Genomic DNA, 24,543 nt, shown 5'->3' on the forward strand with positions numbered 1-24,543 from the left:
GGCCGCCAACCGCAAGCGCCTCGGCAGCCGGGGCGGCCGCCCGCCAGCCTTCGACCCCGAGGCCTACAAGCAGCGGAACACCGTCGAGCGGTGCATCAACAAACTCAAGCAGTGGCGCGGTCTGGCCACTCGATACGACAAGACCGCCACCATCTACCTCGCCGGACTCCACATCGCCGCCATCTTCATCTGGTCGGCAAGATGATCCGAAAGAAACGGCCTAGGCGCCCCTGACCTCGGATCAGGAGTCCAGCACCAATGCAGCCCGGGATTCGCGACGAAGTACGAGAAGACTCACGATCGCCAGCGCTACACAACAGCGCCGCCAAGGGGGCCCAGGTCCGTGGGACTTCTCCGCCACGTCCGCGGCCTGAGGGCGGCCTGGTGTCGATAGAGAGCTGCCAGGTCGTGCCGCTCGAAGGGCGACTGTCGCAGCCACGTGGGGGAGCCGGCGAAGAGCAGTTCCTTGGCAATGGGGCGCGGTCCGCCCCGACGATATCGATCTCGACGTCGTTGGTACGGGTCCAGTAGCCGCCCGCTGCGGGGGCCGCGGGCAGCCTGTCATCGGGCAGTACACACGCCAGGGCCTCGCGCACAAGGGGCTCGATGGCTCCGCCGCGCCAGCTGGTCCAGTTCTCCCGGATGCGCGCCAAGGTCAGATCGCCCCGCCACCGCTCGATCTCCTCCATGGACGGGCCGAGCAGGTGCAGCCAAACCGCAGGTAGGGACCTGTCACCCGGTAGCGGCGATCCTTCGGCGGACGCAGCGAACGGGCAGCTGGCAGCGACGATCAGTGCCGGCTGCACGGGCGATGTCGGTGAAAGTCCGCTCGCCACTGCCGATGGCGGCCAGCACCGTACACGCCTGAGCCTGCGGAGGGAATTCGGCAGCCAGCGAGCGCTGGACCGATACCAGTCGCCATCGGCATCCATCAAGGACGGCACCTCGTCGGTGATCAGCACGCTCGCCCGGTCAACATCACCCACCGACCAGGCCGTTCCCCGCCAAACCCTGCCGCCACCCTTGCAGCTCCCCATCCCCTGAGATTCTCGATCATTTTGTCCTGATCGTGACCGACTCCAATCGCTGCAAGGAACAGACGGAGAACAGCGGAGGACAGAAGAGGCAACGGGCAACCCCGCCGAACCCCGATTCTTGAGGCGCACCTCGTGCCAAACTCGCTCTCAGATGCGAAGCGAAACAGCTCCGTCACGACGGGTGTTCGCCATCGGTTTTCGTGTCGGCCAGTGAACGCCGAACGAAAGCTCCCCGTGAGGGCACACGGCTCTCACGGTCGCTGTTCAAGGGGGAGGTTGGATGAGCACAACTTTACGTTTTGGCCCGGAACTTCGCCGCTTACGGCAGGAAGCTGGACTGACTCTGACCGAGTTCTCGGTGGCACTCAACTACGACAAGGGGCACCTCAGCAAGGTCGAGCGCGGGGAGCGTTCCGCGTCCCCCGAACTGGCTCGGCGGTGCGACGCCTTCCTCGTCGCGAACGGTCAGCTGCAACGCTTGGTCGTCCGCCCCGAGACCGAGTCGGACACCACCGAAACGCCTGCCACCTCGAGTCTCTGGCTCGTCGGGCGCCGGGCGCTCCTCGCGGCGGGTACGGGGTCGCTGATCGACCTCGGCCTGACACTCGGCGGTCAGGTGTCCTCTGCCGCCGTCCCCCTCCTTCCCTCCTTCCGAGCGCAGTTCGACCAGCTACGAATGCTCGGCCAGTCCACCGCGCCGAGGGTCCTGCTTCCCTTGCTGGAGGCACAGACGCGCACGGTCGCCGGGCTGGCCGCCGGCGCCCCGTCCGCCACTCGGGCCCCCGTGCTCCTGCTCGCGTCGCGGTTCGCGGAGTTCACCGGCTGGATGGCCCAGGAGGCCGGGGACAGCAACGCCGCGCTCGGCTGGACCGGTGGGGCCGCCGAACTGGCGCACGCCGGGGGTGATCCGTACCTCGGTTCCTACGCGCTCGTGCGACGCGCCCTGGTCACGCTCTACGGCGGAGACGCCGCGAGCACTATCGCCCTGGCCCGCCGGGCCCAGCACGACGAACTCCCGCCGCGCATCCGGGGACTCGCGGCCCAGCGGGAGGCGCAGGGACACGCGCTCGTCGGCGACGAAAGCGACTGCCTCCGCAGCCTCGACAGAGCGCGGGAGCTGCTCGACAGCGACGATGCCCGCAGCGGCGCCGAGCCCGTGATCGGCACCACCCACGTGAGCGATCCGGCGGCGATGACGACCGGCTGGTGCCTGCACGACCTCGGTCGCCCCAAGGCCGCCGCCGAGGTCCTCGACCGGGAGTGCCGCCGCCTCCCGCCGCACGCACTGCGCACCCGTGCCCGGTACGGCTTCCGCAGGTCCTTGGCCCACGCCGCCTCCGGAGAGGTCGAGCACGCGTGCACGATCGCCGGGGAGCTTCTGGGACTGATGCCGGCCGCGCCCTCGGCGACGGTGAACAGCGATATCCGTCGTCTCGCGCGGGAACTTTCCCGGTTCCGAAGCAGCCGAGCCGTACGCGATCTGCAACCGGCGCTGGCACGGGCACTCGCCCCCACGCACGACTGACACCGGCTCCACGACCGACAACAGCTCGAGCCGCCCGGATCGCCGGACTCCCCGGTCCCTCTGCATCGCACGATTTCGGCGGGACTTCTGATCCGCGCCCGACGCGTCGTGCCCGCCTTCTTCGGACTACCGCGACCAGTGACGGACCGGGCGGCGCAGCTCCCTCCGTACGCCCTCCCGTGGACGCGCCATGCCGTCACACGGCCGGGACCTCATGGCCCGGGTGGACCGGGCCTCAGAGGCCCGGTCCGCAGCCCCCGCGCTCGTACCCCCCCTCTCCCCCGTCTCCCGTCTTCCTCACACGAAGGAGTCCTTCATGCCCGATGTCTTCGTCAACTACCGCACAGGCGATGAGGAATCCGCAGCGACCATGATCGCTCGGGAACTCGCGCGGCGGTTCGGCGACGAGCGGATCTTCTTCGCCAGCAACTCGATCGATCTCGGACACCGCTTCCCGGTGGAACTGGTCAGGGCGGTGGAGGAGTGCGAGGCGCTCCTCGCCGTGATCGGCCCGCGCTGGGCGGAGGTGCGGGGGGCCGACGGCCGCCCCGCCCTAGAGGCCGAGCAGGACTGGACCCGTCGTGAGATCCAGACCGCACTCGACCGCGGGATCCTGGTGATCCCTGTGCTCGTCGGAAAGGCCACGCGGATCGACCGCGCCGTCCTCCCGGACGACCTTCGGGAGCTGGCGGACTGCCAGTACAGGCGGTTCGACCACCGCAACGCCGAGTCGGACCTGACGGCGCTCGGCGACGCCCTCGCCAGGCTGCTGCCCGAGCTGGGCTCGGTGGACCGCGACGCCCGTGCGGCGCGGGAGCGGGCAAAGACGAAGTCCCGCAAGAAGTCGGCCAAGGATGCCGGGCACAGCAGGATGCGGACACACGACGTCGAGCAGCGTGTGCGCGGCGGCATCGGAAACCTCAACGGAGACTTGTCGGGCACCTTCGTCAACGAGCCCCAGGGGCCGGTGAACACCGGTCGGGGCCACCAGTACAACGCTCCCCACTTCCAGGGCGACAACACCGGGATCCAGTTCACCGCGGGCGACAACAGCGGTACGGTCCATCAGCGCTTCGAGCGCGAGCGCCGGCGCTCGGACGACGGACGATGACCGAGCAGGACCGCGTCACCGTCAACGATCCGCGCGGCCCGGTGAACAACGGCGAGGGGCACCAGTACGTCTTCTACGGCGTCGGCGCGGACTGGATGATCCGCAAAGGGGTCGAGTCCCTCCGGATCGCCCGTGAGGACCGGGTGCGCCTGGCCGACCGGTTCGTTCCGCCGGTGGGCTACCGCGTCGCCGCCGACCGCCTGGAGAAGCCCGGATCGGTGGTGCTGCTGGAGGCTCCGCCCGGCAGCGGCCGCCGCGCCGCGGCGATCATGCTGCTGCACGGGTTCGGTGAGGACGGAGGCGCCGACGAGGAGGGGGTTCGGTTCGAGGAGCTTCCCGCCACGGACAAGGACGAGAACCCTCTCGCCCCCCGTGAGGGGGACCGCTTCCTCCTCGACCTCTCCGGGATCGCCGACGAGGAGACGTACGCCAAGGCCCAGCGCCGCCTGGCCGTGCGCCGGTCACAGGTCCAGGAGGCGGGGGCCCACATGGTCGTCGTCCTGCCGTCGGGCATGGAGCACGCCCACGCGCCGGACCTCGAACCGCACATGGTGACGCTGGGACGCCCCCGGGGCGTCGCCGTCGTCACCCGTTACCTCCGCATGGACCGTATGGCCTTCCGCCCCGCGGACCTGGGGAGCGCCGACCTCCAGCGCCTGTGCGACCGCTCCCCCATGCGGGAACTGGCGCGGCTCGCGGGGCTGGTGAGGGCCGCTCGCGACAGCGGCCGGTTCGGCGCCGACTTCGCGGCATGGCTCGACCAGGCGATGCACGCGGTGACCGACCGCGCCGGTGAGGTGGGCCGACAGGTGGCCGCGGTCCGCACCGCGCCCGAGCGAGCCCTGCTGCTCGCGACGGCGGTGTTCGAGGAGGCCCGCGCCGACACCGTCTACGAGGCGTGGCACGGCCTGATGAGGACGGTGAGGCACGAGGAAGAGGCGACGACCGAGCTCGCGCGGACGGATTTCGGGGAGCGGTTGGCGGCGCTCGGGATCGAGCGGGACCCGGACGGACGGCTCCGCTTCGGGCGGCTGGCCTACGCCGACGCGGTACGGACGTACTTCTGGGCGAACTTCCCCGGGGTCCGCGACGACCTCAGAGACTGGATCGGTCGTGCCGCCGGGCTGCGCGGTCTGACCACCGACGACCGGGTGAACGTCGTCGTCCGCTTCGGCGAGCGGTCTCTGGCCGTCGGGCGGCCCGACCACCTCTTCGAGCTCGTGGTGCGCTGGGCGGACCGCGCGACCGGGGCGTCCTGCGACCCGCGAGCCGTGGCGGCCCTCGAACTCGGTCTCAGCCACGAGAGGTTCGGGGGATGGTTCCGCAAGCGGATGTACGAGTGCGCGAGATCCGGCCCCTTGTCGGACGGTCTCGCCCGCGTCCTGACCACCGCCTGCCTCCAGAGCCTCGGCACGACGCACCCGGATCAGGCGATAGTGCGGCTCCACTACCTCGCCGTACGTAAGGGGGAGGCGGCGCGCGAGGCCCGGGAGGCCCTTCTCGACCTCGCCGGCCGCGAGCGTCGGCTCTACCGGCTGCTGATCGACCGCGTGCGGGACCGGGCGCGTCGGGAGCCGCACGGGGTGGAGCCCCATCTTCGGCTGCTCGCTGAGCTGTTGAAGAGCGAACGGGCACCGGACCCGCCGCCGTGGCCGGACCTGATCCTGGGCTGGGAGACGGTTTTCTCCCAGCCGCCGACGGAGCTCTGGAACCCGCTGGTGAGTAGCTGGCTGAACGCCGTGGCCGGCGACAGTCCGCGGGAGATGGCGCTGCGCGGAATCGTCGGGGCCACGCACGGCCGCACGGCCGCTCTCCACCGCCTCTACACCATCGCCTGCGACTGGGCGGGGCCCGCGCGCCACCCGCCCCGGGCGGCCGTCGCCGCCCTCTTCTGGCAGCACATCGATCACATGCAGTACGCCCGCACGGAGAGTACGAAGCGTGCGGGCGCCGGACCACGGACCACGGAAGAGGCACGATGAAACACCGCTTTCCCAGCCTGCTGTTCGTCGCTCTCTGCGGCCTCGCGCCGGCCGTGCTCGGAAACCTCCTGCACTGGTCGGCATGGCTGTGGGGCTTCTTGTCCATGGTCACCGCATCGGGTTCCCTGCTGCTCGTGATGACGGTCCTCAGCGGTGGCCGGGCATCGGCGGATCCGTACGGGCCCGGGGAACCTGAGCCGCCTGCCGCGCCGACGGAGCAGCCGTACCAGGAGGCGAGGGTGGTCGACGCAGCACTGCCGAGCGCGGCGGACGGCTACGACTTCCTCTTCTCCGCCACCGTGTGGTGGAGGCCGGTCCCCGACCACGCCGACCGGTCCGACGGCGCCTCACCGGCCCTCGCCGTGTCCTCGGTCGTCAGCCGGGCCCTGGAGGTCGTCTGCCGCGAGGAACCTGGCCGGGCCAGTTTTGCCCGGCATCTCCTGGAGGGGGAGCTGGGCGTCCCGCTCCCGGACCGGAGCGGACGAGTGATGGCACTGGCGGCCGATGTGACGCTGGCCCTCGCCCCTGCCGACCGGGAGCGCCTGCGAAAGTTGAACGACCTTCGCAAGGACGAGGAGATCTGGGAGTACGAGCGTCAGCACGAGCGCAACAAGCGGCGCTACCTGGGTGACGACGTGCTCAAGAGCGCGGGCAGCGCGGTGGTGTGGTGGCTGACCCGTCATGAGAACGAAATCGAGAAGGCGGTCGACATGATCGGCCCGCTCGCCCAGATCGCGGCGGCGGCCAACGACGAGGAGGTGCCCGAGCTCTTCCGCCACCTGCTCGTCCCGGCCGCAGGCGCGCGGAGCGAAGCGACCGCCGGGGGCCCGCTGTGGGACGGATACGGCCAGCGAGGAGGGACGTTCGACCGCGAGGAGGAAGTAGGGGTTTCGGATCGGCTGCTTCTGTTGCTGGCGGCGGTGGGCCTGAAGCCGGACATGGACGAGTACACGGTGTTCGTGCACCGTGTGGTGCGGAGCCTGGAAGCAGCCGGGCTGGACGAGGCCGCCGAGGAAATCACGCGGACTCTTCTGCCGGCGCCCGACGAGGGTGGGGGCGAGGGACCGGAGAGTGGACCTTCGGGCGAGGGGGAAACCACAAGTCCCTGGTCGCCGCGCTTCCCAACCCCAGAGGGCTCGCCGTTCACCCACGCGGGTGCGGACCCGGATGCCGGTGCAGGCATATTCACACCAGGGGCGGCAGAGAGCTGCGCGGGCGAACGGAACCAAGACTGGCGGGAGACGAGCGGGGACGACATGACACCCCCGTATTTCTGGGACACCTCGCACAGCCCGAACCCGCCCACGGCGCCTCGCGCACGGGATGAGGACGACGCGGACGGGAGCTGACCCGGTAGGCGCTCGGCTCTCCGAGGCTCCCCTGCACCGCACACCGCGGCGGGGGAAGTCCTCTCCTGCCGCCGAGACCCAGGCAAGACCAACACTCGCTGGGACACTGGTCCGGGCAAAGGCGGGGAGGAGGGGGAGCGGGAGACGAACGAGCTCAAGTCGCCGTGGTGGGCTGTCACGGCGACCGAGCTCTATCCAATCGGTGTGGCCGATGGGGCCCCGCCCTCGCAAGGTCGGACCCTTCTGATCTGCAGTGGCAGATCATCCACGTGGTGGTCTGCCACCTGCGAAGACGCGCCTTTCAATGATCGCATCCAGCACCGATCCAGCACGGTTGCGGTTCACCCAGCACCCCCGGAGCGCGACAAGGAGCCGTTGTGTACACATGCGACACTCGGTACTCTTGTGCGCATGACACAGCCGCTGCCCATAGAGTCCATCCGCGATGTCCGGGCACACCTGGCCGAGGTCGTCGAGCGGGCTGACCGCGACGACGTGCCCACGGTGATCACGCGCCGAGGCAAGCAGGTGGCTGCCGTGGTGTCCATCGAAGTGCTCCGGAAGTACCAGGAGTGGGAAGAGCGCGAGATCAACCGAATCATCGACGAGCGCATGGCCAACCCGGCACCCGGCATCCCGATCGAGGACATCATGAGGGAGACGCTGGCGCGCAGTGAGTGAGTACCGCACCGTCTTCCGACCCGAGGCTCAGGCCGAGCTCCGCAAGGTCCCGCGAGACATGGCCCTCCGCATTCTGGCCAAGCTGACCGAGCTGGAGAGCGACCCGCTGGGGTTCAACACCACGGCCATGGTCTCCCAGCCCGACCGGCGCCGCCTACGGGTGGGCGACTACCGCGTGATCTACACGATCGACAACGGTGAGCTGGTGGTGTGGGTCGTGCACGTCGGCCATCGCTCCACCGTCTACGACACCTGAGCACGCCTGACATCAGCTCAGAAAATCCAGCACCGATCCAGCACGGGATCGATGAAGGGGCCGGGCCCCCACGAGCCCGGCCCCTTCTGACCTGCATGTTTGCCAGATCAGCGAAGTGGCGCTATGTCGCCCACTACACGTTGAAGCGGAACTCCACCACGTCGCCGTCCTGCATGACGTAGTCCTTGCCCTCCATGCGGGCCTTGCCCTTGGACCGGGCCTCCGCGACCGAGCCCGTCTCGACCAGGTCGTCGAAGGAGATGACCTCCGCCTTGATGAAGCCCTTCTGGAAGTCGGTGTGGATCACGCCGGCCGCCTCCGGGGCCGTGGCGCCCTTCTTGATGGTCCAGGCGCGGGATTCCTTCGGGCCGGCCGTCAGGTAGGTCTGGAGGCCCAGGGTGTCGAAGCCGACGCGGGCCAGGGTCGCCAGGCCGGGCTCCTCGGCGCCGACGGACTGGAGGAGCTCCAGGGCGTCCTCCTCGTCCAGCTCGGCGAGGTCCGCCTCCAGCTTGGCGTTGAGGAAGATCGCCTCCGCCGGGGCGACCAGGGCGCGCTGTTCGTCCTTGAAGGCGTCGTCGGTGAGCTCGTCCTCGTCGACGTTGAAGACGTAGAGGAACGGCTTCGTGGTGAGGAGGTGCAGGTCGTGGAGGAGCTCCGCCTTCTCGCTGCCCTGGACGATGCCCTCGGAGAAGAGCGTGTCGCCGCGCTCCAGGATCTCCTTGGCCGCCTCGACCGCGGCCACCTTCGGCGCCACGTCCTTCTTGATCCGGGACTCCTTCTGGAGGCGCGGGAGGACCTTCTCGATGGTCTGGAGGTCGGCGAGGATCAGCTCGGTGTTGATCGTCTCGATGTCGTCCTTCGGCGAGACCTTGCCGTCGACGTGCACGACGTTCTCGTCCCGGAAAGCGCGGATGACCTGGCAGATCGCGTCCGACTCGCGGATGTTCGCGAGGAACTTGTTGCCCAGGCCCTCACCCTCGCTCGCGCCGCGCACGATGCCCGCGATGTCGACGAAGTCGACCGTCGCCGGGAGGATGCGCTGCGAGCCGAAGATCTCCGCCAGCTTCGCCAGGCGGGTGTCGGGAACGCCCACCACGCCGACGTTCGGCTCGATCGTGGCGAAGGGGTAGTTGGCCGCCAGGACGTCGTTCTTGGTCAGGGCGTTGAACAGGGTCGACTTGCCGACATTCGGCAGACCGACGATTCCGATCGTGAGCGACACGTTGGCGACTTCCTGAGTGTGGGTGGGGTGGGCCGATCCACCAGTTTACGGGCGTGTCGGCGCGGGCAGCCACGGGCGGGCCGGCGAGGGCTGTGCGGTGGGTGTGGGGTGGGTGTGGGGTGGTGTGTCGTGGTTACTTCGCGCCAAGGTCCGGCCCAAAGGTGTGTCCCATCCCGGTTTTCCTGCTCCGCCCGGCCTACGTTGTCCCCGTGGAGCAGCACAGGAGCAGTCCCCCTCGGCGTCCGCGGCAGCCGCAGTCCCCGGTCCTGCCGCAGGGCGCCGCGCCGCTCGCCGAGGGCGCGGCCGTCCGCCCACGCCCCGGAGGCCGGACCTCCGGTCGGCCCGGCACCCCGCCCGGCACCCCGCCCGGTGCCCGCCCCGTCCGCCGGCCAGTGCCGCCCGTCGTGCTCGCCCTGCGGCGGCTGCGGAGACTGCGGCGGCCGCCCAACCCGCGGCTCACCGGCCTCGGCGCCGGGCTCTTCGCGTGCGCCGTGATGCTGGTCGTCGGCTTCCTCGACTGGCTGCTCCTCGACGGCTCCCCCCTCGCGTACGGGCTGCTCTTCCTGCCCGTCAGCGCACTCACGGCCCTCTGGGTACGGGCCGCCGACCTCGTCACCGCGCCCATCAGCGTGCCGATCGCCTTCGCCGTCGGCGTCATCCCCATCTCGGGCGGTGAGGGCGGGGTCGGCGGCCAGACCATGGCCGTGGTCACCGCGCTCGCCGTGCACGCCGGGTGGCTGTACGGCGGGACGCTCGTGGCCGGGCTCATCACCTGCGTACGGAAGGTGCGGCTGATGAGCCGCCGCCAGCGCGCCGCCGCTGCCTCGGCCCCCCGGCCCGCACCGCCGCGCCGCCCCTGACCTCAGCGGGCCGTCGTCGCCATCGCCGCGCCGACGATGCCCGCGTTGTTCTGCAGGTGCGCCGGAACGATCTCGGCGCGTACGTTCTTGATCAGCGGCAGGAACTTGTCCGCCTTCCGGCTCACCCCGCCCCCGACGACGAACAGCTCCGGCGAGAACAGCATCTCCAGGTGCGCCAGGTACTTCCGCACCCGGTGCGCCCACTCCTGCCAGCTCAGGTCCTTGTCGTCCTTGGCCTTCGTGGCGGCGTGCTTCTCCGCCTCCTTGCCGTTCAGCTCCAGATGGCCCAGCTCGGTGTTCGGCACGAGGTGGCCGTCGATGAAGACGGCGCTGCCGATACCCGTACCGAACGTCAGCACGATCACCGTGCCCTTCCGGCCGCGGCCCGCGCCGTGCGTCATCTCGGCGATGCCCGCCGCGTCCGCGTCGTTCAGCACCGTCACCGGCAGGCCGCCCAGCCGCTCGCCCAGCAGCACCGCCGCGTCCACGCCGATCCACGCCTTGTCGACGTTCGCCGCCGTACGGATCGTGGAGCCGGTCACCACTCCGGGGAAGGTCACGCCCACCGGCCCCGACCAGCCGAAGTGCCCCACGACCTCGGCGACGCAGCCCGCGACGTCCGAAGGCGTCGCGGGCTGCGGGGTCAGTACCTTGTGACGGGGCTCGGCCAGATCGCCGCGGTCCAGGTCCACGGGAGCGCCCTTGATCCCCGACCCGCCGATGTCCACTCCGAAGACGTTCATGGACACAACGTTACGGGGCGACGCTGACAGTCACCGGGTTACCGCCCGGTCAGAGGGTGGTCAGCGGTTTCTCAGCGGTTGCTCAGTGCCGATGCCTCCGCGCGCAGGTCGCGCCGCAGCTCCTTCGGCAGCGAGAACGTGATCGACTCCTCGGCCGCCTTCACGATCTCGACGTCCTCGAAGCCGCGCTGCGCCAGCCACTCCAGGACGCCCTCCACCAGCACCTCCGGCACCGACGCGCCCGACGTGACACCGACCGTGGAGACGTCGCCCTCCAGCCACGCCTCCTCGATCTCGTCGGCGAAGTCCACCAGGTACGCCTCGCGGGCGCCGGCCAGCTTGGCGACCTCGACCAGCCGCTTGGAGTTCGACGAGTTGCGGGAGCCGACCACGATGACCAGGTCCGCCTCCGCGCCCATCTGCTTCACGGCGAGCTGGCGGTTCTGCGTGGCGTAGCAGATGTCGTCGCTGGGCGGCGAGATGAGCTGCGGGAACTTCTCCTTCAGCGCGTCGACCGTCTCCATCGTCTCGTCGACGGAGAGGGTCGTCTGGGAGAGCCACACGACCTTGGAGGGGTCGCGGACCTCGACCTTCTCGACGTCGGACGGGCCGTCGACGAGCTGGATGTGGTCGGGGGCCTCGCCGGAGGTGCCGATGACCTCCTCGTGGCCCTCGTGGCCGATGAGGAGGATGTCGTAGTCCTCCTTGGCGAACCGGACGGCCTCCTTGTGGACCTTGGTGACCAGCGGGCAGGTCGCGTCGATCGTCGCGAGCTTCCGCTCGGCGGCCTCCTCGTGCACGATCGGGGCGACGCCGTGCGCCGAGAACATGACGATGGACCCCTCGGGGACCTCCGCCGTCTCGTCGACGAAGATCGCGCCCTTCTTCTCCAGGGTCTGCACGACGTACTTGTTGTGGACGATCTCGTGCCGGACGTAGATGGGCGCGCCGTACTGCTCCAGCGCCTTCTCCACGGCGATCACGGCGCGGTCCACGCCCGCGCAGTAGCCACGAGGAGCGGCAAGGAGGACCCGGCGGGCAGGAGGCGTAGGAGTCATGTCCCCCATCGTAAGGGTGGGCGGACCGGGTCGAAGATCCCCCACGAGGTCGTGCCGGTGACGGTTCGGCGCCCGAACGGTGCCCGGTCGGTGTCTTCGGAGCCTCGCACGCCAGCTGCCGGACCTCTCCGTGTTGTCGGCGGTGGCGCGTACGCTCCCCGTATGCCTCTGTCTACGTCTGCCGAAGCTCCCCTGCCCGTCGGTGAGGTGTCGCGGCTCATCGGGGGGTGGATCGACCGGCTCGGGGCCGTCTGGGTGGAGGGTCAGATCACCCAGTTGTCGCGGCGGCCGGGTGCCGGGGTCGTGTTCCTGACGCTGCGCGACCCGTCGTACGACATCTCGGTGAGCGTGACGTGCTACCGGCAGGTGTTCGACGCGGTGGCGGACGTGGTGTCCGAGGGCGCGCGCGTGGTCGTGTACGCGAAGCCGGAGTGGTACGCGCCGCGCGGGCAGCTGTCGCTGCGGGCGGCGGAGATAAGGCCGGTCGGCATCGGGGAGCTGCTGGCGCGCCTGGAGCAGCTTAAGCGGACGCTCGGCGCGGAGGGGTTGTTCGCGGCGGACCGGAAGCGGCCGCTGCCGTTCCTGCCGCAGCTCATCGGCCTGGTGTGCGGGCGGGCGTCGGCGGCGGAGCGTGACGTGCTGGAGGTCGCGCGGCGGCGCTGGCCGGCGGTGCGCTTCGAGGTGCGGAACGTGGCGGTGCAGGGTGTCCACGCGGTGCCGCAGGTGGTGCAGGCCGTCAAGGAGCTGGACGAGCTGAGCCACGTGGACGTGATCATCGTGGCGCGCGGCGGCGGCAGCGTGGAGGACCTGCTGCCGTTCTCTGACGAGCAGCTCGTACGGGCGGTGGCGGCGTGCCGTACGCCGGTGGTGTCGGCGATCGGGCACGAGCCGGACTCGCCGCTGCTGGACCTGGTGGCGGATCTGCGGGCGGCGACGCCGACCGACGCGGCGAAGAAGGTCGTGCCGGACGTGGGCGAGGAGCTGGAGCGGGTGCGGGCCCTGCGGGACCGGGCGCTGCGCTGCGTACGGGGGCTGCTGGAGCGGGAGGAGCGGGGCCTGGCGCACGCGCTGGCCCGGCCGGTGATGGAGCACCCGCAGCGCATGGTGGAGGAGCGGGAGGTGCAGGTCGAGGCGCTGCTGGCGCGGAGCCGGCGGGTGCTGGGGCATCTGCTGGACCGGGCCGACTCGGAGCTGACCCATACGCACGCGCGCGTGGTGGCGCTGTCGCCCGCCGCGACCCTGGAGCGCGGGTACGCGGTGCTGCAGCGCGCGGACGGGGCGGTGGTGCGGTCGCCGGAGGACGTGGCGGATGACGAGGAGCTGAGGGCCCGGGTGGCGGCCGGATCGTTCACGGTACGGCGCGTGGACGGCGACGGCGTTGTCGGACCCCGACCGTAGGGTGGAGGACATGGCAGCCAATACGACGGACGCGGCGGCGACGACGGTGACGGAGCCCGGGGACGGGGCGGGGGCCGGCAACGGGGCGGGGGCCGTGGCCGGGAACGGCACGGCGCTCGGGTACGAGCAGGCGCGGGACGAGCTGATCGACGTCGTGCGGCGTCTTGAGGCGGGCGGCACGACGCTGGAGGAGTCGCTCGCGCTCTGGGAGCGGGGCGAGGAGCTGGCGAAGGTGTGCCGCCACTGGCTGGAGGGTGCGCGGGCCCGGCTGGACGCGGCGCTGGCCTCGGAGCACGCGGACGTGGACGAGGAGTAGGACGGACGGGGCGGGACGCGGACCCCGGAACCCCGGAACCCCTTGAGGCAGGCGGGTGACCTGGGACACCCCCGCTTTAGTTGAACCTTCATCTATCTCGGCGTACGGTGGACACATCGCCCCGCGATACCCCCGCACGTCGCTCGGAAGGTAAGACCCCGCATGTCGCTCGTCCTCGACCCCGCCGCCCAGGACCTCCTCTTCCGCGAGGCCCGCACCGCGAACACGTTCACCGACGAGCCGGTGACCGAGGAGCAGGTCCAGGCGATCTACGACCTGGTCAAGTACGGCCCCACCGCGTTCAACCAGACGCCGCTGCGCATCGTCCTCGTCCGCTCGGCCGAGGCCCGCGAGCGCCTGGTCCCGCTGATGGCCGAGGGCAACCAGGCCAAGACCGCGAGCGCGCCGCTCACCGCGATCCTGGCGGCGGACAACGAGTTCCACGAGGAGCTCCCGAAGCTGTTCCCGGTGTTCCCGCAGGCCAAGGACGTGTTCTTCAGCGAGCGCCCGGTCCGCGAGGCCGCCGCCGGGATGAACGCCGCGCTCCAGGCCGCGTACTTCATCGTCGGCGTCCGCGCCGCCGGGCTCGCCGCCGGTCCGATGACCGGGTTCGACTTCGGCGCCGTCCAGAAGGAGTTCCTGGACGGCGACCACACCCCGCTGATGGTCGTCAACATCGGCAGGCCGGGCGAGGCCGCCGCGTACCCGCGCTCGCCGCGGCTCGCCTACGACGAGGTCGTCACCACCGTCTGAGGCCCGCGCCCCACGAACCGGCGGCCCCGAGCACCATCCCCCCTGGTGCCCGGGGCCGCCTTCGTGCCGCGCCCGGGGCCGCCCCCTGCCGGGGGTCCGGGGGTCGTCCCCCGGGAAACACAGTCCCCCTGGTGCCCGGGGCCGCCTTCGTGCCGCGCGCTCAGCGCCGCCTTCGTGCCGCGCTCGGCAGCGCCTTCGTTCCGCGCCCATGCCGAGCCGCCCGCTGCCGGGGGTTTGGGGGTCGCCCCGGAAATGCCGTCAGCCCTTGGGCTGCGTCGCCTTCAGGGCCGCCGCCATCTCGCCGAGCTGCCCGAAGGGCGCCGTGCCGGTGACCACCGTGGTCACGCCCGGCTCGCGCAGGACGAGCGCGTCGTACTTCTCGCCCTCCCAGCGCTGCCACGCCCGCCCGGCGACCTGCTGCGTCTTCCCGGTGTCCTTGGCGCCGTGGCTGACCTGGGCGATGTACTTGTCGGCCGGCGCCGTCGACTGCTCGACCGCGACGTACTCGCGCTCCGGCGTCAGATAGCCGAGGTGCCAGGCGTCGTTCTCCGCGCGGTTGTACGACACCGACGTCGGCCGCCAGCCCTCCGCCAGGCCCTCGGGCGCGACGATCGGGTACGGCGCGGCGCGCTGCGCCGTCGTCAGCTCGACGCTGTAGTCGACGGGCTGGATCGGGTCCGCGTTCTCGTCGTGCGGGACGAAGAAATAGATCACTGCCGCGACAGCGCAGATGACCGTCATCGACTGGAACATCCCGCGCACCGTCTGCTTGCCTCGCATACCTGCCACGCCCCCTATGGTCGCATCAGCCTGGCGTGCTCATACGTGGGCCCCTCTGCTCAATTTGTCGACCTACCGATAGAGTCGCAGCACCCTCTTCACCACCGGCCGTCGCCGTACAGAAAGGTGCGCTCCGATGACCGAGCATCATCTGCCGTCCGAGCTCGAGGTCTCCCCCGAGGCCCCCGACCGCAACCTGGCCCTGGAACTGGTCCGGGTCACCGAGGCCGCCGCGATGGCGGCCGGCCGCTGGGTCGGCCGCGGGGACAAGAACGGCGCGGACGGCGCCGCGGTACGCGCCATGCGCACCCTCGTCTCCACCGTCTCGATGAACGGCGTCGTCGTCATCGGCGAAGGCGAGAAGGACGAGGCACCGATGCTGTTCAACGGCGAGCGTGTCGGTGACGGCACGGGCGCCGAGTGCGACATCGCCGTGGACCCGATCGACGGCACCACGCTCACCGCGAAGGGCATGCCCAACGCGATCGCCGTCCTGGCCGCCGCCGACCGCGGCTCCATGTTCGACCCGTCCGCGGTCTTCTACATGGACAAGCTGGTCACCGGCCCCGAGGCCGCCGACTACGTCGACATCGACGCGCCCGTCTCCGTGAACATCCGGCGGGTCGCCAAGGCGAAGAAGTCCGCGCCCGAGGACGTCACCGTGGTCATCCTGGACCGCCCCCGCCACGAGGGCATCGTCAAGGAGATCCGCGAGACCGGCGCCCGTATCAAGTTCATCTCGGATGGCGATGTGGCCGGTTCCATCATGGCGGTCCGCGAGGGCACCGGCGTGGACCTGCTCATGGGCATCGGCGGTACGCCCGAGGGCATCATCAGCGCCTGCGCGATCAAGTGCCTGGGCGGTGTCATCCAGGGCAAGCTGTGGCCGAAGGACGACGAGGAGCGCGGGCGCGCGCTGGACGCGGGCCACGACCTGGACCGGGTCCTGATGACGGACGACCTGGTGCGCGGCGACAACGTGTTCTTCGTCGCGACCGGCATCACCGACGGCGAGCTGCTGCGTGGTGTCCGCTACCGGGCGGAGACCGCCACGACGTCGTCGCTCGTCATGCGCTCGAAGTCGGGCACGATCCGGCAGATCGACTCGACGCACCGGCTGTCGAAGCTGCGCGCGTACAGCCAGATCGACTTCGACCGAGCCAAGTAAACCGGCCAAGGAGACGGGCCGGCCGGACGGACCTGAGGCAGTACGGCGGATACGACGAGGAGGGGCGCTCCCAGTGCGGTGGGAGCGCCCCTCCTCGTACGGGCCGTGCCGTGGACCCGCAGCCGCTGCCGCCCTGTGCCGACCGGCCGGTCAGCCGGCGGCGGCGATCTGCTGGCCGGCCGACGCGGCCTTCTTCAGTTCCATCTCGCGGCGCCGGCGGCGGGCCAGCACCACGCGCCGCTCCGCGGCCGTGAGGCCGCCCCACACCCCGTACGGCTCCGGCTGGAGCAGGGCGTGCTCGCGGCACTCGACCATGACGGGGCAGCGGGCGCACACGCGCTTGGCGGCCTCCTCGCGGGCGAGCCGGGCGGCCGTCGGCTCCTTCGACGGCGCGAAGAACAGTCCCGCTTCGTCGCGGCGGCACACCGCCTCCGTGTGCCACGGGCCGGCCTCGTCCTCTCGCGCCGGGACGCGCTGGGACGGGACGGCGGCGATCTGGAGGGGCTGATGCGGCAGTTGCAGCACGGTCTACTCCTGACGACGGCTTACGCGAGGGCTTACGCGAGCGAGGGAGACGATGCAGCAAGCCCTACCCGCTGTGCGCACGCCTATGCACTGCGTGGCGTGAGGTTCCAGGGGGCGGAACGCGGGTCGGCCGAAAGTCGACGGTGCGGAGACGGGGCGGAAACGGTGTGGAGGCGGTACGGAACGGCCGCACCGGGCGCGGGAGTTCAGTGGCCCAGGTGCTTGCGCAGGCCGCCGGGGAGCAGGTCCTTGATCCACTTGCCCCGCCGGGGCCGGGCCTCGACGTTCCCGAGCACCGAGTAGCCGTTGAGAACCACGACCGGCGCCTCCGGGTCGGGCGCCTCCAGGCTGACCACCTCGAAGTTGCCGAGTACGCCCGTGCCGTTGCCGCGCAGGGTGATGTTCTCGGGGACGTACACCTCGACGTTGCCGAAGATCGAGGTGGCGTTGATGGTGGTCAGCCGCTGCGTGAAGGTGGCTTCGGTGAGGTCGATCTCGATGTTGCCGAAGAGCGAGAACGCCGTGGTCCTGGGGCCGATGCGCCAGCGGCCGCCGCGGGTGTTGCTGGAGAACACCGCGATCAGCTTCTCCGCCTGCCCGCCGGCCTCGCCGGCCGCGCCGGCGGGAGCGTACCCGTACGCGCGCGGCGCCGCGGCGGTCTGCCGGTGCGTCCCGGGTGCGGGCAGGTCGGCCACCAGCGGCTCCAGCTCGCCCAGCGTCTTGGCGCGGTAGACGGCGTCGACGCGCTCCGCGTGCTCCTCGGCGTCGAGCCGCCCCTCGGCCAGGGCCTCGCGGAGGATGTCCGCGATCCGGTCACGGTCGGCGTCCGACGCCCGCATCGCGGGGGCGGCCGGCTGCTTCTGGGGCTGCGAGGGCGGCGGCGGTTGCGAGGGCTGCGAGGGCTGCTTTTCGAGGTCCACCGGCCCAGCGTAGCGAAACGCGATAGATCGCGACTAGAGCGGGATGAGCCTTACCTCACAGGATCGCGCCCTCCGTGGCGTTCTACGCTTGTGGACGCGTTGCCGAAGGAGGCCGCGCCGCTGTCTGCCGAGTGAGGAATGGCCGTCATGCCAGAGTTTGCGTACTCCGATCTGCTCCCGCTGGGAGAGGACACCACGCCCTACCGCCTGGTGACCTCGGAGGGTGTGTCCACCTTCGAGGCCGACGGCCGGACGTTCCTCAAGGTCGAGCCGGAGGCACTGCGCAAGCTGGCCGAGGAGGCCGTCCACGACATCCAGCACTATCTGCGGCCGGCGCACCTCGCGCAGCTCCGCAAGATCATCGACGACCCCGAGGCGTCGTCGAACGACAAGTTCGTGGCGCTGGACCTGCTCAAGAACGCCAACATCGCCGCCGCCGGCGTGCTGCCCATGTGCCAGGACACCGGCACGGCCATCGTCATGGGCAAGCGCGGACAGAACGTGCTGACCGAGGGCGAGGACGAGAAGGCCCTGTCGCGCGGCATCTACGACGCGTACACCAGGCTCAACCTGCGCTACTCGCAGATGGCTCCGCTCACCATGTGGGAGGAGAAGAACACCGGCTCCAACCTCCCCGCGCAGATCGAGCTGTACGCGACGGACGGCGGCGCCTACAAGTTCCTGTTCATGGCCAAGGGCGGCGGCTCGGCCAACAAGTCGTTCCTCTACCAGGAGACCAAGGCGGTCCTCAACGAGGCCTCCATGATGAAGTTCCTGGAGGAGAAGATCCGCTCGCTCGGTACTGCCGCGTGCCCGCCCTACCACCTGGCGATCGTGGTCGGCGGCACCTCCGCCGAGTACGCGCTGAAGACCGCCAAGTACGCCTCCGCGCACTACCTGGACGCGCTGCCCTCCGAGGGTTCGGAGCTGGGCCACGGCTTCCGTGACGAGGAGCTGGAGAAGAAGGTCTTCGAGCTGACGCAGAAGATCGGCATCGGCGCGCAGTTCGGCGGCAAGTACTTCTGTCACGACGTCCGCGTGGTGCGGCTGCCGCGCCACGGCGCCTCGCTGCCCGTCGCGATCGCCGTGTCCTGCTCGGCCGACCGCCAGGCCGTCGCGAAGATCACCGCCGAGGGCGTCTTCCTGGAGCAGCTGGAGACCGACCCGGCGCGCTTCCTGCCGGACACGACGGACGAGCATCTCGACGAGGCGGGTGACGTCGTACGCATCGACCTGAACCAGCCGATGGACGACATCCTCGCCGAGCTCACCAAGTACCCGGTCAAGACCCGGCTGTCGTTGACGGGCCCGCTGGTCGTGGCGCGCGACATCGCGCACGCCAAGATCAAGGAGCGGCTGGACGCGGGCGAGGAGATGCCGCAGTACCTGAAGGACCACCCGGTCTACTACGCCGGTCCCGCCAAGACGCCCGAGGGGTACGCCTCCGGGTCGTTCGGCCCGACGACGGCCGGGCGCATGGACTCGTACGTGGAGCAGTTCCAGGCGGCGGGCGGCTCGAAGGTCATGCTGGCCAAGGGCAACCGCTCGCAGCAGGTGACGGACGCGTGCGGCACGCACGGCGGCTTCTACCTGGGCTCCATCGGCGGCCCCGCGGCCCGGCTGGCGCAGGACTGCATCAAGAAGGTCGAGGTCGTCGAGTACGAGGAGCTCGGCATGGAGGCGGTCTGGAAGATCGAGGTCGAGGACTTCCCGGCGTTCATCGTCGTGGACGACAAGGGCAACGACTTCTTCAAGGACCCGGCGCCGGCGCCGACCTTCACGTCGATCCCGGTGCGGGGCCCGGGCCTGTAAGGGCCAGGCCCCGCACGGGCCGTACGGGTGGCCGCTGCGGTCAGCCGGTGAGGTGGAAGTCCAGGCGCTCGTGGTCGCCGTCCTCGGTGGCGTTGATGTAACCGCGAGCGTCCTGGAAGTCGCCGGTTCCGCCGGTGACGGCGATCTCGAACTCGGCGGGCCCCTCCTCCGTCAGGCTGAACGCCGTCAGCGTCTGGCCGGTGATCTGACCGGCGGGATCGCCGGTCAGGACGAAGGTGCCGACGCACATGATGTCCCCGCCCTGCTCGGTCTGGCGCACCACGGTGCAGGTCACGCCGTCCCGGCCGACCTTCTCGCCGCCCTTGCTGCGGAAGAGGTCGCTGGCGAAGGAGAAGGTGTCACCGGCGGCGGGTGGCGCGGTCGGCTGGGGTTCCGCGCCCTCATCGCTGGTGACCTCCTTGGCGAACAGGGTGAAGTCGGGGTCGTCGGCGGGCTGGGCGGGGCCGGCGGAGGCCGGGGTGGCGAAGGCGACTGCGGCGACCACGGCGGCGCCGAGCGCACCCGCCCTCCTGTAGTGGCGGGACATGTGCTGCCTCCTGTGGAGTGGGGGTCCCCCTCGGCACGCTTCTCATTGTCCGACCGTGGCCGCCGGTCCGCCCGTCCACGCCCGAGCGATCACGCCCGGGCAATCACTCCCGGGCAATCACTCCCGGGCGGTCACGGACGGGCGGTCACGCCCGGGCTCTCACGCGAAGCGCTGGTTCGCCGCGCCCGCGCCGGACGCGCACGGCTGGAGCCGCAGCGGGTCCTTGGGGGCGGCCAGCGTCACGCACAGGTGCTGGGCGGCGGACGGGCGCAGGGTGTCACCGGTCCGTACGAACTTCTGGTTCGCCGCGCCCGAGCAGTTCCACACGATCAGCGCCGCCCCCGCCTCGTAGCGGGCGGCCGGCACGTCGAGGCAGCGGTCGTGGGTGAGCGCGGTGTGGAGCGAGCCGCGCTCGGTGTCGTACCACCAGTCCTGGTTGCGGCCGCCGTGGCAGTCCCAGCCGATAACCGCCGTGCCGTTACGGGTGGTGGAGGCCGTGACGTCGACGCAGTTGCCGGTCGCCTCGCCGCGCAGTGGCCGGAACTTGTCGTCCCAGGCGCCCGGCACCAGCACCGGCCTGCCCGTGGACGCCGGGTCGGCGCAGCTCGCCTCGCGCACGCCCGCCGCGTAGAGCTGCGTGAGGCAGGAGGCGAAGGCGCCGTGGCCGCCCTTGTTGGGGTGGAAGGACTGGCGGACGGAGTTCTCGTCCCAGGGGAACTTGGTGACGTCGATGTACAGGCCGCGCGCCCACGTCTCGTCCATGCAGACCTCGCGGCCGTGGAAGAGCCGGGAGGCGTCGAGGTACGTCGCGCCCGTGTTCGCGGCCGCCGCGCGGACGCCGCGCTCGAAGGCGGGGACGGCGGTGTTGCGGCCCCAGACGGTGTCGGAGTCGTAGCCGAGGCCGCCGCAGGCGAGTTTGCCGGGGAAGTTCGGGTTGTCGCGGAAGTCGGGGCCGATGGGGCTGGGGTAGCTCATCACGACGAGCTTGTAGTCGCCGTCCCCGTACCCGGCGTCGCGCATGACGGTCCGCAGGTCGCGGACGGTCTGCTCGACCTTCGGGACGAGGCCGTCGACGCGGGACTGCCAGCCGGGCGCGTACTTCGGCTCGCACGGGCCCTGGAGGAGGACGTAGCGCGTGACGCAGTCCGTCATCACGGGGCCGAACTGGAGGTCGTCGTTGGCGCCGGCGACCAGCAGGACCATCTTGATGCGGGTGTTGCGGGCCTTGACGGCCAGGCTGTCGCTCTGGACGAGCTCGTCCGCGTACTGCTTCGAGCCGCCGATGCGGATGTTGGCGGTGGACGCGCCGGAGCAGGCGACGTTGTACGTGACGTCGGCGGGGATGCCGGTGCGGTGGACGGCGGCGTCCGGTGAGCGGTGGCACCAGTTGTCGGGGCCGTCCGTGCCGGGCTCGTAGGTGCCGACGCCCTCGCCGGAGATCTCGCTGTCGCCGAGCGAGATCAGCGCGCTCTTGCGCTGGTCGAGCGGGCGTTCGGCGGGGCTGCCGTACAGGGCGGTGGCCTCGGCCGCGCGGATCGCCTCCAGCTCGGCCGGCAGGGGTACGGAACTGACGGCCTGTGACGTGCCGGCCGACGTGCCGGCCGCTGTGGCCGCCGCTGTGGCCGCCGCCGGTGCGGCGGTCAGCCCGCCGAGGGCGGCCGCGAACGCGGCGGCCGCCGCGACCGTACATCTGACTCTCAGTCTGGTGCGCGCCATTGCGCCTCCTGGAAGTGGGGTTACCCACGGTTTTTACTGGCCGGTAAAGCACTTGGGAATAGATCGAACAAGACAAGTGCTCACCTTTTCCGAGGAGGTTGGGACGATGACCGACGCAGGCGAGTACCGGACCGAGCACGACTCGATGGGTGAGGTGCGGGTCCCCGCGCACGCCAAGTGGCGGGCGCAGACCCAGCGGGCGGTGGAGAACTTCCCGGTCTCCGGGCAGCGCCTGGAGCGCGCCCACATCGCGGCCCTGGCCAGGATCAAGGCGGCGGCCGCCAAGGTGAACGCGGAACTCGGCGTCCTGGACGCGGACATCGCGCGGGCCGTCCAGGAGGCCGCCGGCGAGGTCGCGGAGGGGCGCTGGGACGACCACTTCCCCGTGGACGTCTTCCAGACGGGCTCCGGCACCTCGTCCAACATGAACATGAACGAGGTGCTCGCCACGCTGGCCACCGAGCGCCTCGGCGGCGCGCCCGCCGTGCACCCGAACGACCACGTCAACGCGTCGCAGTCGTCCAACGACGTCTTCCCGTCGTCCATCCACATCGCGGCCACCGCCGCCGTGACCGGTGACCTGATCCCGGCCCTGGAACATCTCGCCACGTCCCTGGGTCGGAAATCGGCCGAATTCGCGGACGTCGTGAAGTCGGGGCGTACGCATCTGATGGACGCGACGCCCGTGACACTCGGCCAGGAGTTCGGCGGCTACGCGGCGCAGATCGCGTACGGGGTCGAGCGGCTGCGGGCCGCGCTGCCGCGCCTGGCCGAACTGCCGCTGGGCGGTACGGCGGTCGGTACGGGCATCAACACGCCGCCCGGCTTCTCGGCGGCCGTCATCGCCGAGGTCGCGCGCGCCACCGGGCTGCCGCTGACCGAGGCCCGCGACCACTTCGAGGCGCAGGGCGCGCGGGACGGGCTCGTGGAGACGTCCGGGCAGCTCCGTACGGTCGCGGTGTCCCTCACCAAGATCGCGAACGACCTGCGCTGGATGGCGTCGGGCCCGCGCACCGGTCTGGCCGAAATCAATCTCCCGGACCTCCAGCCCGGCTCCTCGATCATGCCGGGCAAGGTCAACCCGGTGGTTCCCGAGGCGGTTCTGATGGTCGCCGCGCAGGTCGTCGGCAACGACACGACGGTCGCGACGGCCGGTGCCGCCGGGAACTTCGAGCTGAACGTGATGCTCCCGGTCATGGCCAAGAACCTGCTGGAGTCGGTGCGGCTCCTCGCCAACGCGGCGCGGCTGCTGGCGGACCGTACGGTCGACGGGATCACGGCGAACGCGGAGCGGGCCCGCGAGTACGCCGAGTCGTCGCCGTCCGTCGTCACGCCGCTCAACCGGTACATCGGCTACGAGGAGGCCGCGAAGGTCGCGAAGCGGTCGCTGGCCGAACGCAAGACGATCCGGCAGGTGGTGCTGGAGGCGGGGTACGTGGAGCGGGGCGACCTCACGGTCGAACAGCTCGACGAGGCGCTCGACGTCCTGCGCATGACCCGCCCCTGACCTGCGGTGACCGTGCGCCGGGCGGCCTTCGCCCGTGACCTGGATCGCGGACGTACGGCCCGGCGCACCCCTAAGATCTGCGCATGACAGCGGAGACGGCAGGGACAGGGCAGGGGTCGGGTACGAGTACAGGTACGGGCACGGGTACGGGTACGGGTACGGGTACGGGTACGCATTCCGGCACTGGTTCGGGTACGAACGGCACGGCGGGCAGCGCCGCACGCGACGGCGTCCGCGCGGGCCTCCGCGCCGCGCGGTGGGCGCCGGGCGACCGGATCCTGTGGCGGTACCGGGACAACGGCGACGGCCACGTCCACATCTGCCGGCCCGTGACCGTCGTCCAGGACACCGACGACCTGCTCGCCGTCTGGATGGCGCCCGGCACCGAGTGCGTCAAGCCCGTGCTGCTCGACGGCTCCCCCGTCCACGACGAGCCCCTCGCCACCCGCTACACCGCGCCCCGCACCACCACGCGCGCGCACTGGACCGGCATGGGCGTGCTGAAGCTGGCCCGCCCGGCCGACCCGTGGTCGGTGTGGCTGTTCTGGGACCGCGGCTGGGTGTTCCGGAGCTGGTACGTCAACCTGGAGGCGCCGCGCGTACGGTGGTCCGGAGGCGTGGACTCCGAGGACCACTTCCTCGACATCTCGGTGTACCCGGACCGCAGTTGGCTGTGGCGGGACGAGGACGAGTTCGCGCAGGCGCAGCGCGCCGGTCTCATGGACGCGCGGCAGGCACGGCGCGTACGGCAGGCCGGGGACGCGGCGGTCGAGGTGATCCGGGCCTGGGGGGCGCCGTTCGCGGACCGCTGGGAGGACTGGCGGCCCGACCCGCGCTGGACGGTCCCGGAGCTGCCGGCCGACTGGGATCGCACCCCGGCGCACACGGCTCCATGAGACCCTTGATGCGCCCCTGGGGGGTAACCGTAGGATCGTCCTCCGCCGGACGCCCGCCGCGGTCCGCCAGCAGTAACGCCCGAGCACAGGACACGAACTGACCGTAAGTCATCTACGAGGGGGTGGAGCCGTGCCGGACGTGCGCACGGATCCCTCGTCCCTTGTCGACGGCGCTCCCAGAGCGGGTACAGCACCTGACAGAGCGATCGCATCGCCCCACCGGCCCGGACGGACGGAATCCCACGCGTGACGGAGCATCCCACCTCCCACGAAGGCCGGCAGCCGCTCGCTGCCCGCCCGCAGGAACGTGCCCGGCCGCGGCGAGAGGCCCACGAGCAGGCCGAGGCGCACACGCCGCCGGCCGCCACGGCGCCCTCGCAC

Annotated in this window: 22 protein-coding genes and 2 pseudogenes; 15 read left to right on the forward strand and 9 right to left on the reverse strand. The window is 71.0% G+C overall.

The window, feature by feature from the left end; all coding sequences use genetic code 11:
• Positions 1-205, forward strand: a pseudogene (locus HTZ82_RS24755) (IS5/IS1182 family transposase); the annotation flags it as partial.
• Between the two features lie 104 nt (positions 206-309).
• Here the strand turns inward: HTZ82_RS24755 and HTZ82_RS24760 are convergent.
• Positions 310-915: pseudogene (locus HTZ82_RS24760) on the reverse strand (DUF234 domain-containing protein); the annotation flags it as partial.
• Between the two features lie 402 nt (positions 916-1,317).
• Here HTZ82_RS24760 and HTZ82_RS24765 point away from each other — a divergent pair.
• The 6 genes from HTZ82_RS24765 to HTZ82_RS24790 all read left to right on the forward strand — a co-directional run bounded on the left by HTZ82_RS24765 (position 1,318) and on the right by HTZ82_RS24790 (position 7,941).
• Positions 1,318-2,562 carry a helix-turn-helix domain-containing protein gene (locus HTZ82_RS24765; RefSeq protein ID WP_175411642.1) on the forward strand — a complete coding sequence of 415 codons (1,245 nt, stop codon included), beginning with the start codon at positions 1,318-1,320 and terminating at the stop codon, positions 2,560-2,562.
• 316 nt (positions 2,563-2,878) lie between these two features.
• Positions 2,879-3,673 carry a TIR domain-containing protein gene (locus HTZ82_RS24770; protein WP_175411643.1) on the forward strand — a complete coding sequence of 265 codons (795 nt, stop codon included), beginning with the start codon at positions 2,879-2,881 and terminating at the stop codon, positions 3,671-3,673.
• On the forward strand, positions 3,670-5,655 hold the full coding sequence (locus HTZ82_RS24775; protein WP_175411644.1) for a hypothetical protein: 1,986 nt from the start codon (positions 3,670-3,672) through the stop codon (positions 5,653-5,655). Before HTZ82_RS24770 ends, HTZ82_RS24775 begins: the two co-directional genes overlap by 4 nt.
• Positions 5,652-7,004, forward strand: coding sequence for a hypothetical protein (locus tag HTZ82_RS24780; RefSeq protein ID WP_175411645.1), 1,353 nt, complete (start codon positions 5,652-5,654; stop codon positions 7,002-7,004). The genes HTZ82_RS24775 and HTZ82_RS24780 overlap by 4 nt, the downstream gene beginning before the upstream one ends.
• Before the next feature lie 411 nt (positions 7,005-7,415).
• Positions 7,416-7,685 (forward strand): type II toxin-antitoxin system Phd/YefM family antitoxin, encoded by a 270-nt coding sequence (locus HTZ82_RS24785; RefSeq protein WP_100828042.1) that lies wholly within the window; start codon positions 7,416-7,418, stop codon positions 7,683-7,685.
• Positions 7,678-7,941, forward strand: a complete 264-nt coding sequence (locus tag HTZ82_RS24790; protein ID WP_175411646.1) for a type II toxin-antitoxin system RelE/ParE family toxin — start codon at positions 7,678-7,680, stop codon at positions 7,939-7,941. Before HTZ82_RS24785 ends, HTZ82_RS24790 begins: the two co-directional genes overlap by 8 nt.
• 133 nt (positions 7,942-8,074) lie before the next feature.
• Here HTZ82_RS24790 and ychF read toward each other — a convergent pair whose 3' ends face one another.
• A complete protein-coding gene (ychF, locus tag HTZ82_RS24795) occupies positions 8,075-9,163 on the reverse strand; it encodes a redox-regulated ATPase YchF (RefSeq protein WP_175411647.1) in 1,089 nt (362 codons plus the stop codon).
• A gap of 209 nt (positions 9,164-9,372) precedes the next feature.
• Here ychF and HTZ82_RS24800 point away from each other — a divergent pair, with 209 nt between their 5' ends.
• On the forward strand, positions 9,373-10,023 hold the full coding sequence (locus tag HTZ82_RS24800; protein WP_175411648.1) for a DUF6542 domain-containing protein: 651 nt from the start codon (positions 9,373-9,375) through the stop codon (positions 10,021-10,023).
• A 2-nt stretch (positions 10,024-10,025) separates the two neighbouring features.
• On the opposite strand, the gene ppgK is transcribed toward HTZ82_RS24800, so the two are convergent.
• Positions 10,026-10,766 carry a polyphosphate--glucose phosphotransferase gene (ppgK, locus tag HTZ82_RS24805; protein WP_175411649.1) on the reverse strand — a complete coding sequence of 247 codons (741 nt, stop codon included), beginning with the start codon at positions 10,764-10,766 and terminating at the stop codon, positions 10,026-10,028.
• Positions 10,767-10,837: 71 nt separating this feature from the next.
• Positions 10,838-11,824 carry a 4-hydroxy-3-methylbut-2-enyl diphosphate reductase gene (locus tag HTZ82_RS24810; RefSeq protein WP_375540859.1) on the reverse strand — a complete coding sequence of 329 codons (987 nt, stop codon included), beginning with the start codon at positions 11,822-11,824 and terminating at the stop codon, positions 10,838-10,840.
• Between the two features lie 162 nt (positions 11,825-11,986).
• Between HTZ82_RS24810 and xseA the strand changes: the two genes are divergently transcribed.
• From xseA to HTZ82_RS24825, 3 genes are all read left to right on the forward strand, one after another.
• Positions 11,987-13,222 (forward strand): exodeoxyribonuclease VII large subunit, encoded by a 1,236-nt coding sequence (xseA, locus tag HTZ82_RS24815; RefSeq protein ID WP_175411651.1) that lies wholly within the window; start codon positions 11,987-11,989, stop codon positions 13,220-13,222.
• Positions 13,223-13,232: 10 nt separating this feature from the next.
• On the forward strand, positions 13,233-13,538 hold the full coding sequence (locus HTZ82_RS24820; RefSeq protein WP_217624541.1) for an exodeoxyribonuclease VII small subunit: 306 nt from the start codon (positions 13,233-13,235) through the stop codon (positions 13,536-13,538).
• 162 nt (positions 13,539-13,700) lie between these two features.
• Complete coding sequence (locus tag HTZ82_RS24825; protein ID WP_175411652.1) at positions 13,701-14,291, forward strand: malonic semialdehyde reductase; 591 nt, start codon at positions 13,701-13,703, stop codon at positions 14,289-14,291.
• 258 nt (positions 14,292-14,549) lie between these two features.
• On the opposite strand, the gene HTZ82_RS24830 is transcribed toward HTZ82_RS24825, so the two are convergent.
• Positions 14,550-15,080 (reverse strand): DUF4245 domain-containing protein, encoded by a 531-nt coding sequence (locus HTZ82_RS24830; RefSeq protein WP_309235671.1) that lies wholly within the window; start codon positions 15,078-15,080, stop codon positions 14,550-14,552.
• Between the two features lie 127 nt (positions 15,081-15,207).
• Between HTZ82_RS24830 and glpX the strand changes: the two genes are divergently transcribed.
• Positions 15,208-16,239, forward strand: coding sequence for a class II fructose-bisphosphatase (gene glpX, locus HTZ82_RS24835; protein WP_175411653.1), 1,032 nt, complete (start codon positions 15,208-15,210; stop codon positions 16,237-16,239).
• 150 nt (positions 16,240-16,389) lie between these two features.
• Here glpX and HTZ82_RS24840 read toward each other — a convergent pair whose 3' ends face one another.
• Both HTZ82_RS24840 and HTZ82_RS24845 read right to left on the reverse strand, forming a co-directional pair.
• Positions 16,390-16,764, reverse strand: coding sequence for a WhiB family transcriptional regulator (locus tag HTZ82_RS24840; RefSeq protein WP_149184190.1), 375 nt, complete (start codon positions 16,762-16,764; stop codon positions 16,390-16,392).
• Positions 16,765-16,970: 206 nt separating this feature from the next.
• Positions 16,971-17,684 (reverse strand): DUF1707 domain-containing protein, encoded by a 714-nt coding sequence (locus tag HTZ82_RS24845; RefSeq protein ID WP_309235672.1) that lies wholly within the window; start codon positions 17,682-17,684, stop codon positions 16,971-16,973.
• A gap of 147 nt (positions 17,685-17,831) precedes the next feature.
• On the opposite strand from HTZ82_RS24845, the gene HTZ82_RS24850 reads away from it, so the two are divergent.
• Positions 17,832-19,496, forward strand: a complete 1,665-nt coding sequence (locus HTZ82_RS24850; RefSeq protein ID WP_175411654.1) for a fumarate hydratase — start codon at positions 17,832-17,834, stop codon at positions 19,494-19,496.
• Between the two features lie 40 nt (positions 19,497-19,536).
• On the opposite strand, the gene HTZ82_RS24855 is transcribed toward HTZ82_RS24850, so the two are convergent.
• Together HTZ82_RS24855 and HTZ82_RS24860 are read right to left on the reverse strand one after the other, a co-directional pair.
• On the reverse strand, positions 19,537-20,043 hold the full coding sequence (locus HTZ82_RS24855) for a dirigent protein (protein WP_175411655.1): 507 nt from the start codon (positions 20,041-20,043) through the stop codon (positions 19,537-19,539).
• A gap of 159 nt (positions 20,044-20,202) precedes the next feature.
• Positions 20,203-21,759, reverse strand: a complete 1,557-nt coding sequence (locus HTZ82_RS24860; RefSeq protein WP_175411656.1) for a ricin-type beta-trefoil lectin domain protein — start codon at positions 21,757-21,759, stop codon at positions 20,203-20,205.
• A 106-nt stretch (positions 21,760-21,865) separates the two neighbouring features.
• Here HTZ82_RS24860 and HTZ82_RS24865 point away from each other — a divergent pair, with 106 nt between their 5' ends.
• A complete protein-coding gene (locus HTZ82_RS24865) occupies positions 21,866-23,266 on the forward strand; it encodes an aspartate ammonia-lyase (RefSeq protein ID WP_175411657.1) in 1,401 nt (466 codons plus the stop codon).
• Between the two features lie 83 nt (positions 23,267-23,349).
• Complete coding sequence (locus tag HTZ82_RS24870) at positions 23,350-24,162, forward strand: DUF402 domain-containing protein (RefSeq protein WP_175411658.1); 813 nt, start codon at positions 23,350-23,352, stop codon at positions 24,160-24,162.
• Positions 24,163-24,543: the final 381 nt, after the last annotated feature.

The organism is Streptomyces sp. TRM64462 (assembly GCF_013362995.1).
Lineage (GTDB): Bacteria > Actinomycetota > Actinomycetes > Streptomycetales > Streptomycetaceae > Streptomyces.

What these genes read in the sequence shown, in the direction of transcription:
- HTZ82_RS24765 (WP_175411642.1), top strand. Translation starts at nt 1,318, where the DNA reads ATGAGCACAACTTTACGTTTTGGCCCGGAACTTCGCCGCTTACGGCAG.
- HTZ82_RS24785 (WP_100828042.1), top strand. Translation starts at nt 7,416, where the DNA reads ATGACACAGCCGCTGCCCATAGAGTCCATCCGCGATGTCCGGGCACAC.
- HTZ82_RS24860 (WP_175411656.1), bottom strand. Translation starts at nt 21,759, where the DNA reads ATGGCGCGCACCAGACTGAGAGTCAGATGTACGGTCGCGGCGGCCGCC.
- HTZ82_RS24770 (WP_175411643.1), top strand. Translation starts at nt 2,879, where the DNA reads ATGCCCGATGTCTTCGTCAACTACCGCACAGGCGATGAGGAATCCGCA.
- ppgK (WP_175411649.1), bottom strand. Translation starts at nt 10,766, where the DNA reads ATGAACGTCTTCGGAGTGGACATCGGCGGGTCGGGGATCAAGGGCGCT.
- xseA (WP_175411651.1), top strand. Translation starts at nt 11,987, where the DNA reads ATGCCTCTGTCTACGTCTGCCGAAGCTCCCCTGCCCGTCGGTGAGGTG.
- HTZ82_RS24820 (WP_217624541.1), top strand. Translation starts at nt 13,233, where the DNA reads ATGGCAGCCAATACGACGGACGCGGCGGCGACGACGGTGACGGAGCCC.
- HTZ82_RS24870 (WP_175411658.1), top strand. Translation starts at nt 23,350, where the DNA reads ATGACAGCGGAGACGGCAGGGACAGGGCAGGGGTCGGGTACGAGTACA.
- HTZ82_RS24850 (WP_175411654.1), top strand. Translation starts at nt 17,832, where the DNA reads ATGCCAGAGTTTGCGTACTCCGATCTGCTCCCGCTGGGAGAGGACACC.
- HTZ82_RS24855 (WP_175411655.1), bottom strand. Translation starts at nt 20,043, where the DNA reads ATGTCCCGCCACTACAGGAGGGCGGGTGCGCTCGGCGCCGCCGTGGTC.
- HTZ82_RS24780 (WP_175411645.1), top strand. Translation starts at nt 5,652, where the DNA reads ATGAAACACCGCTTTCCCAGCCTGCTGTTCGTCGCTCTCTGCGGCCTC.
- HTZ82_RS24775 (WP_175411644.1), top strand. Translation starts at nt 3,670, where the DNA reads ATGACCGAGCAGGACCGCGTCACCGTCAACGATCCGCGCGGCCCGGTG.
- HTZ82_RS24825 (WP_175411652.1), top strand. Translation starts at nt 13,701, where the DNA reads ATGTCGCTCGTCCTCGACCCCGCCGCCCAGGACCTCCTCTTCCGCGAG.
- HTZ82_RS24810 (WP_375540859.1), bottom strand. Translation starts at nt 11,824, where the DNA reads ATGACTCCTACGCCTCCTGCCCGCCGGGTCCTCCTTGCCGCTCCTCGT.
- glpX (WP_175411653.1), top strand. Translation starts at nt 15,208, where the DNA reads ATGACCGAGCATCATCTGCCGTCCGAGCTCGAGGTCTCCCCCGAGGCC.
- HTZ82_RS24865 (WP_175411657.1), top strand. Translation starts at nt 21,866, where the DNA reads ATGACCGACGCAGGCGAGTACCGGACCGAGCACGACTCGATGGGTGAG.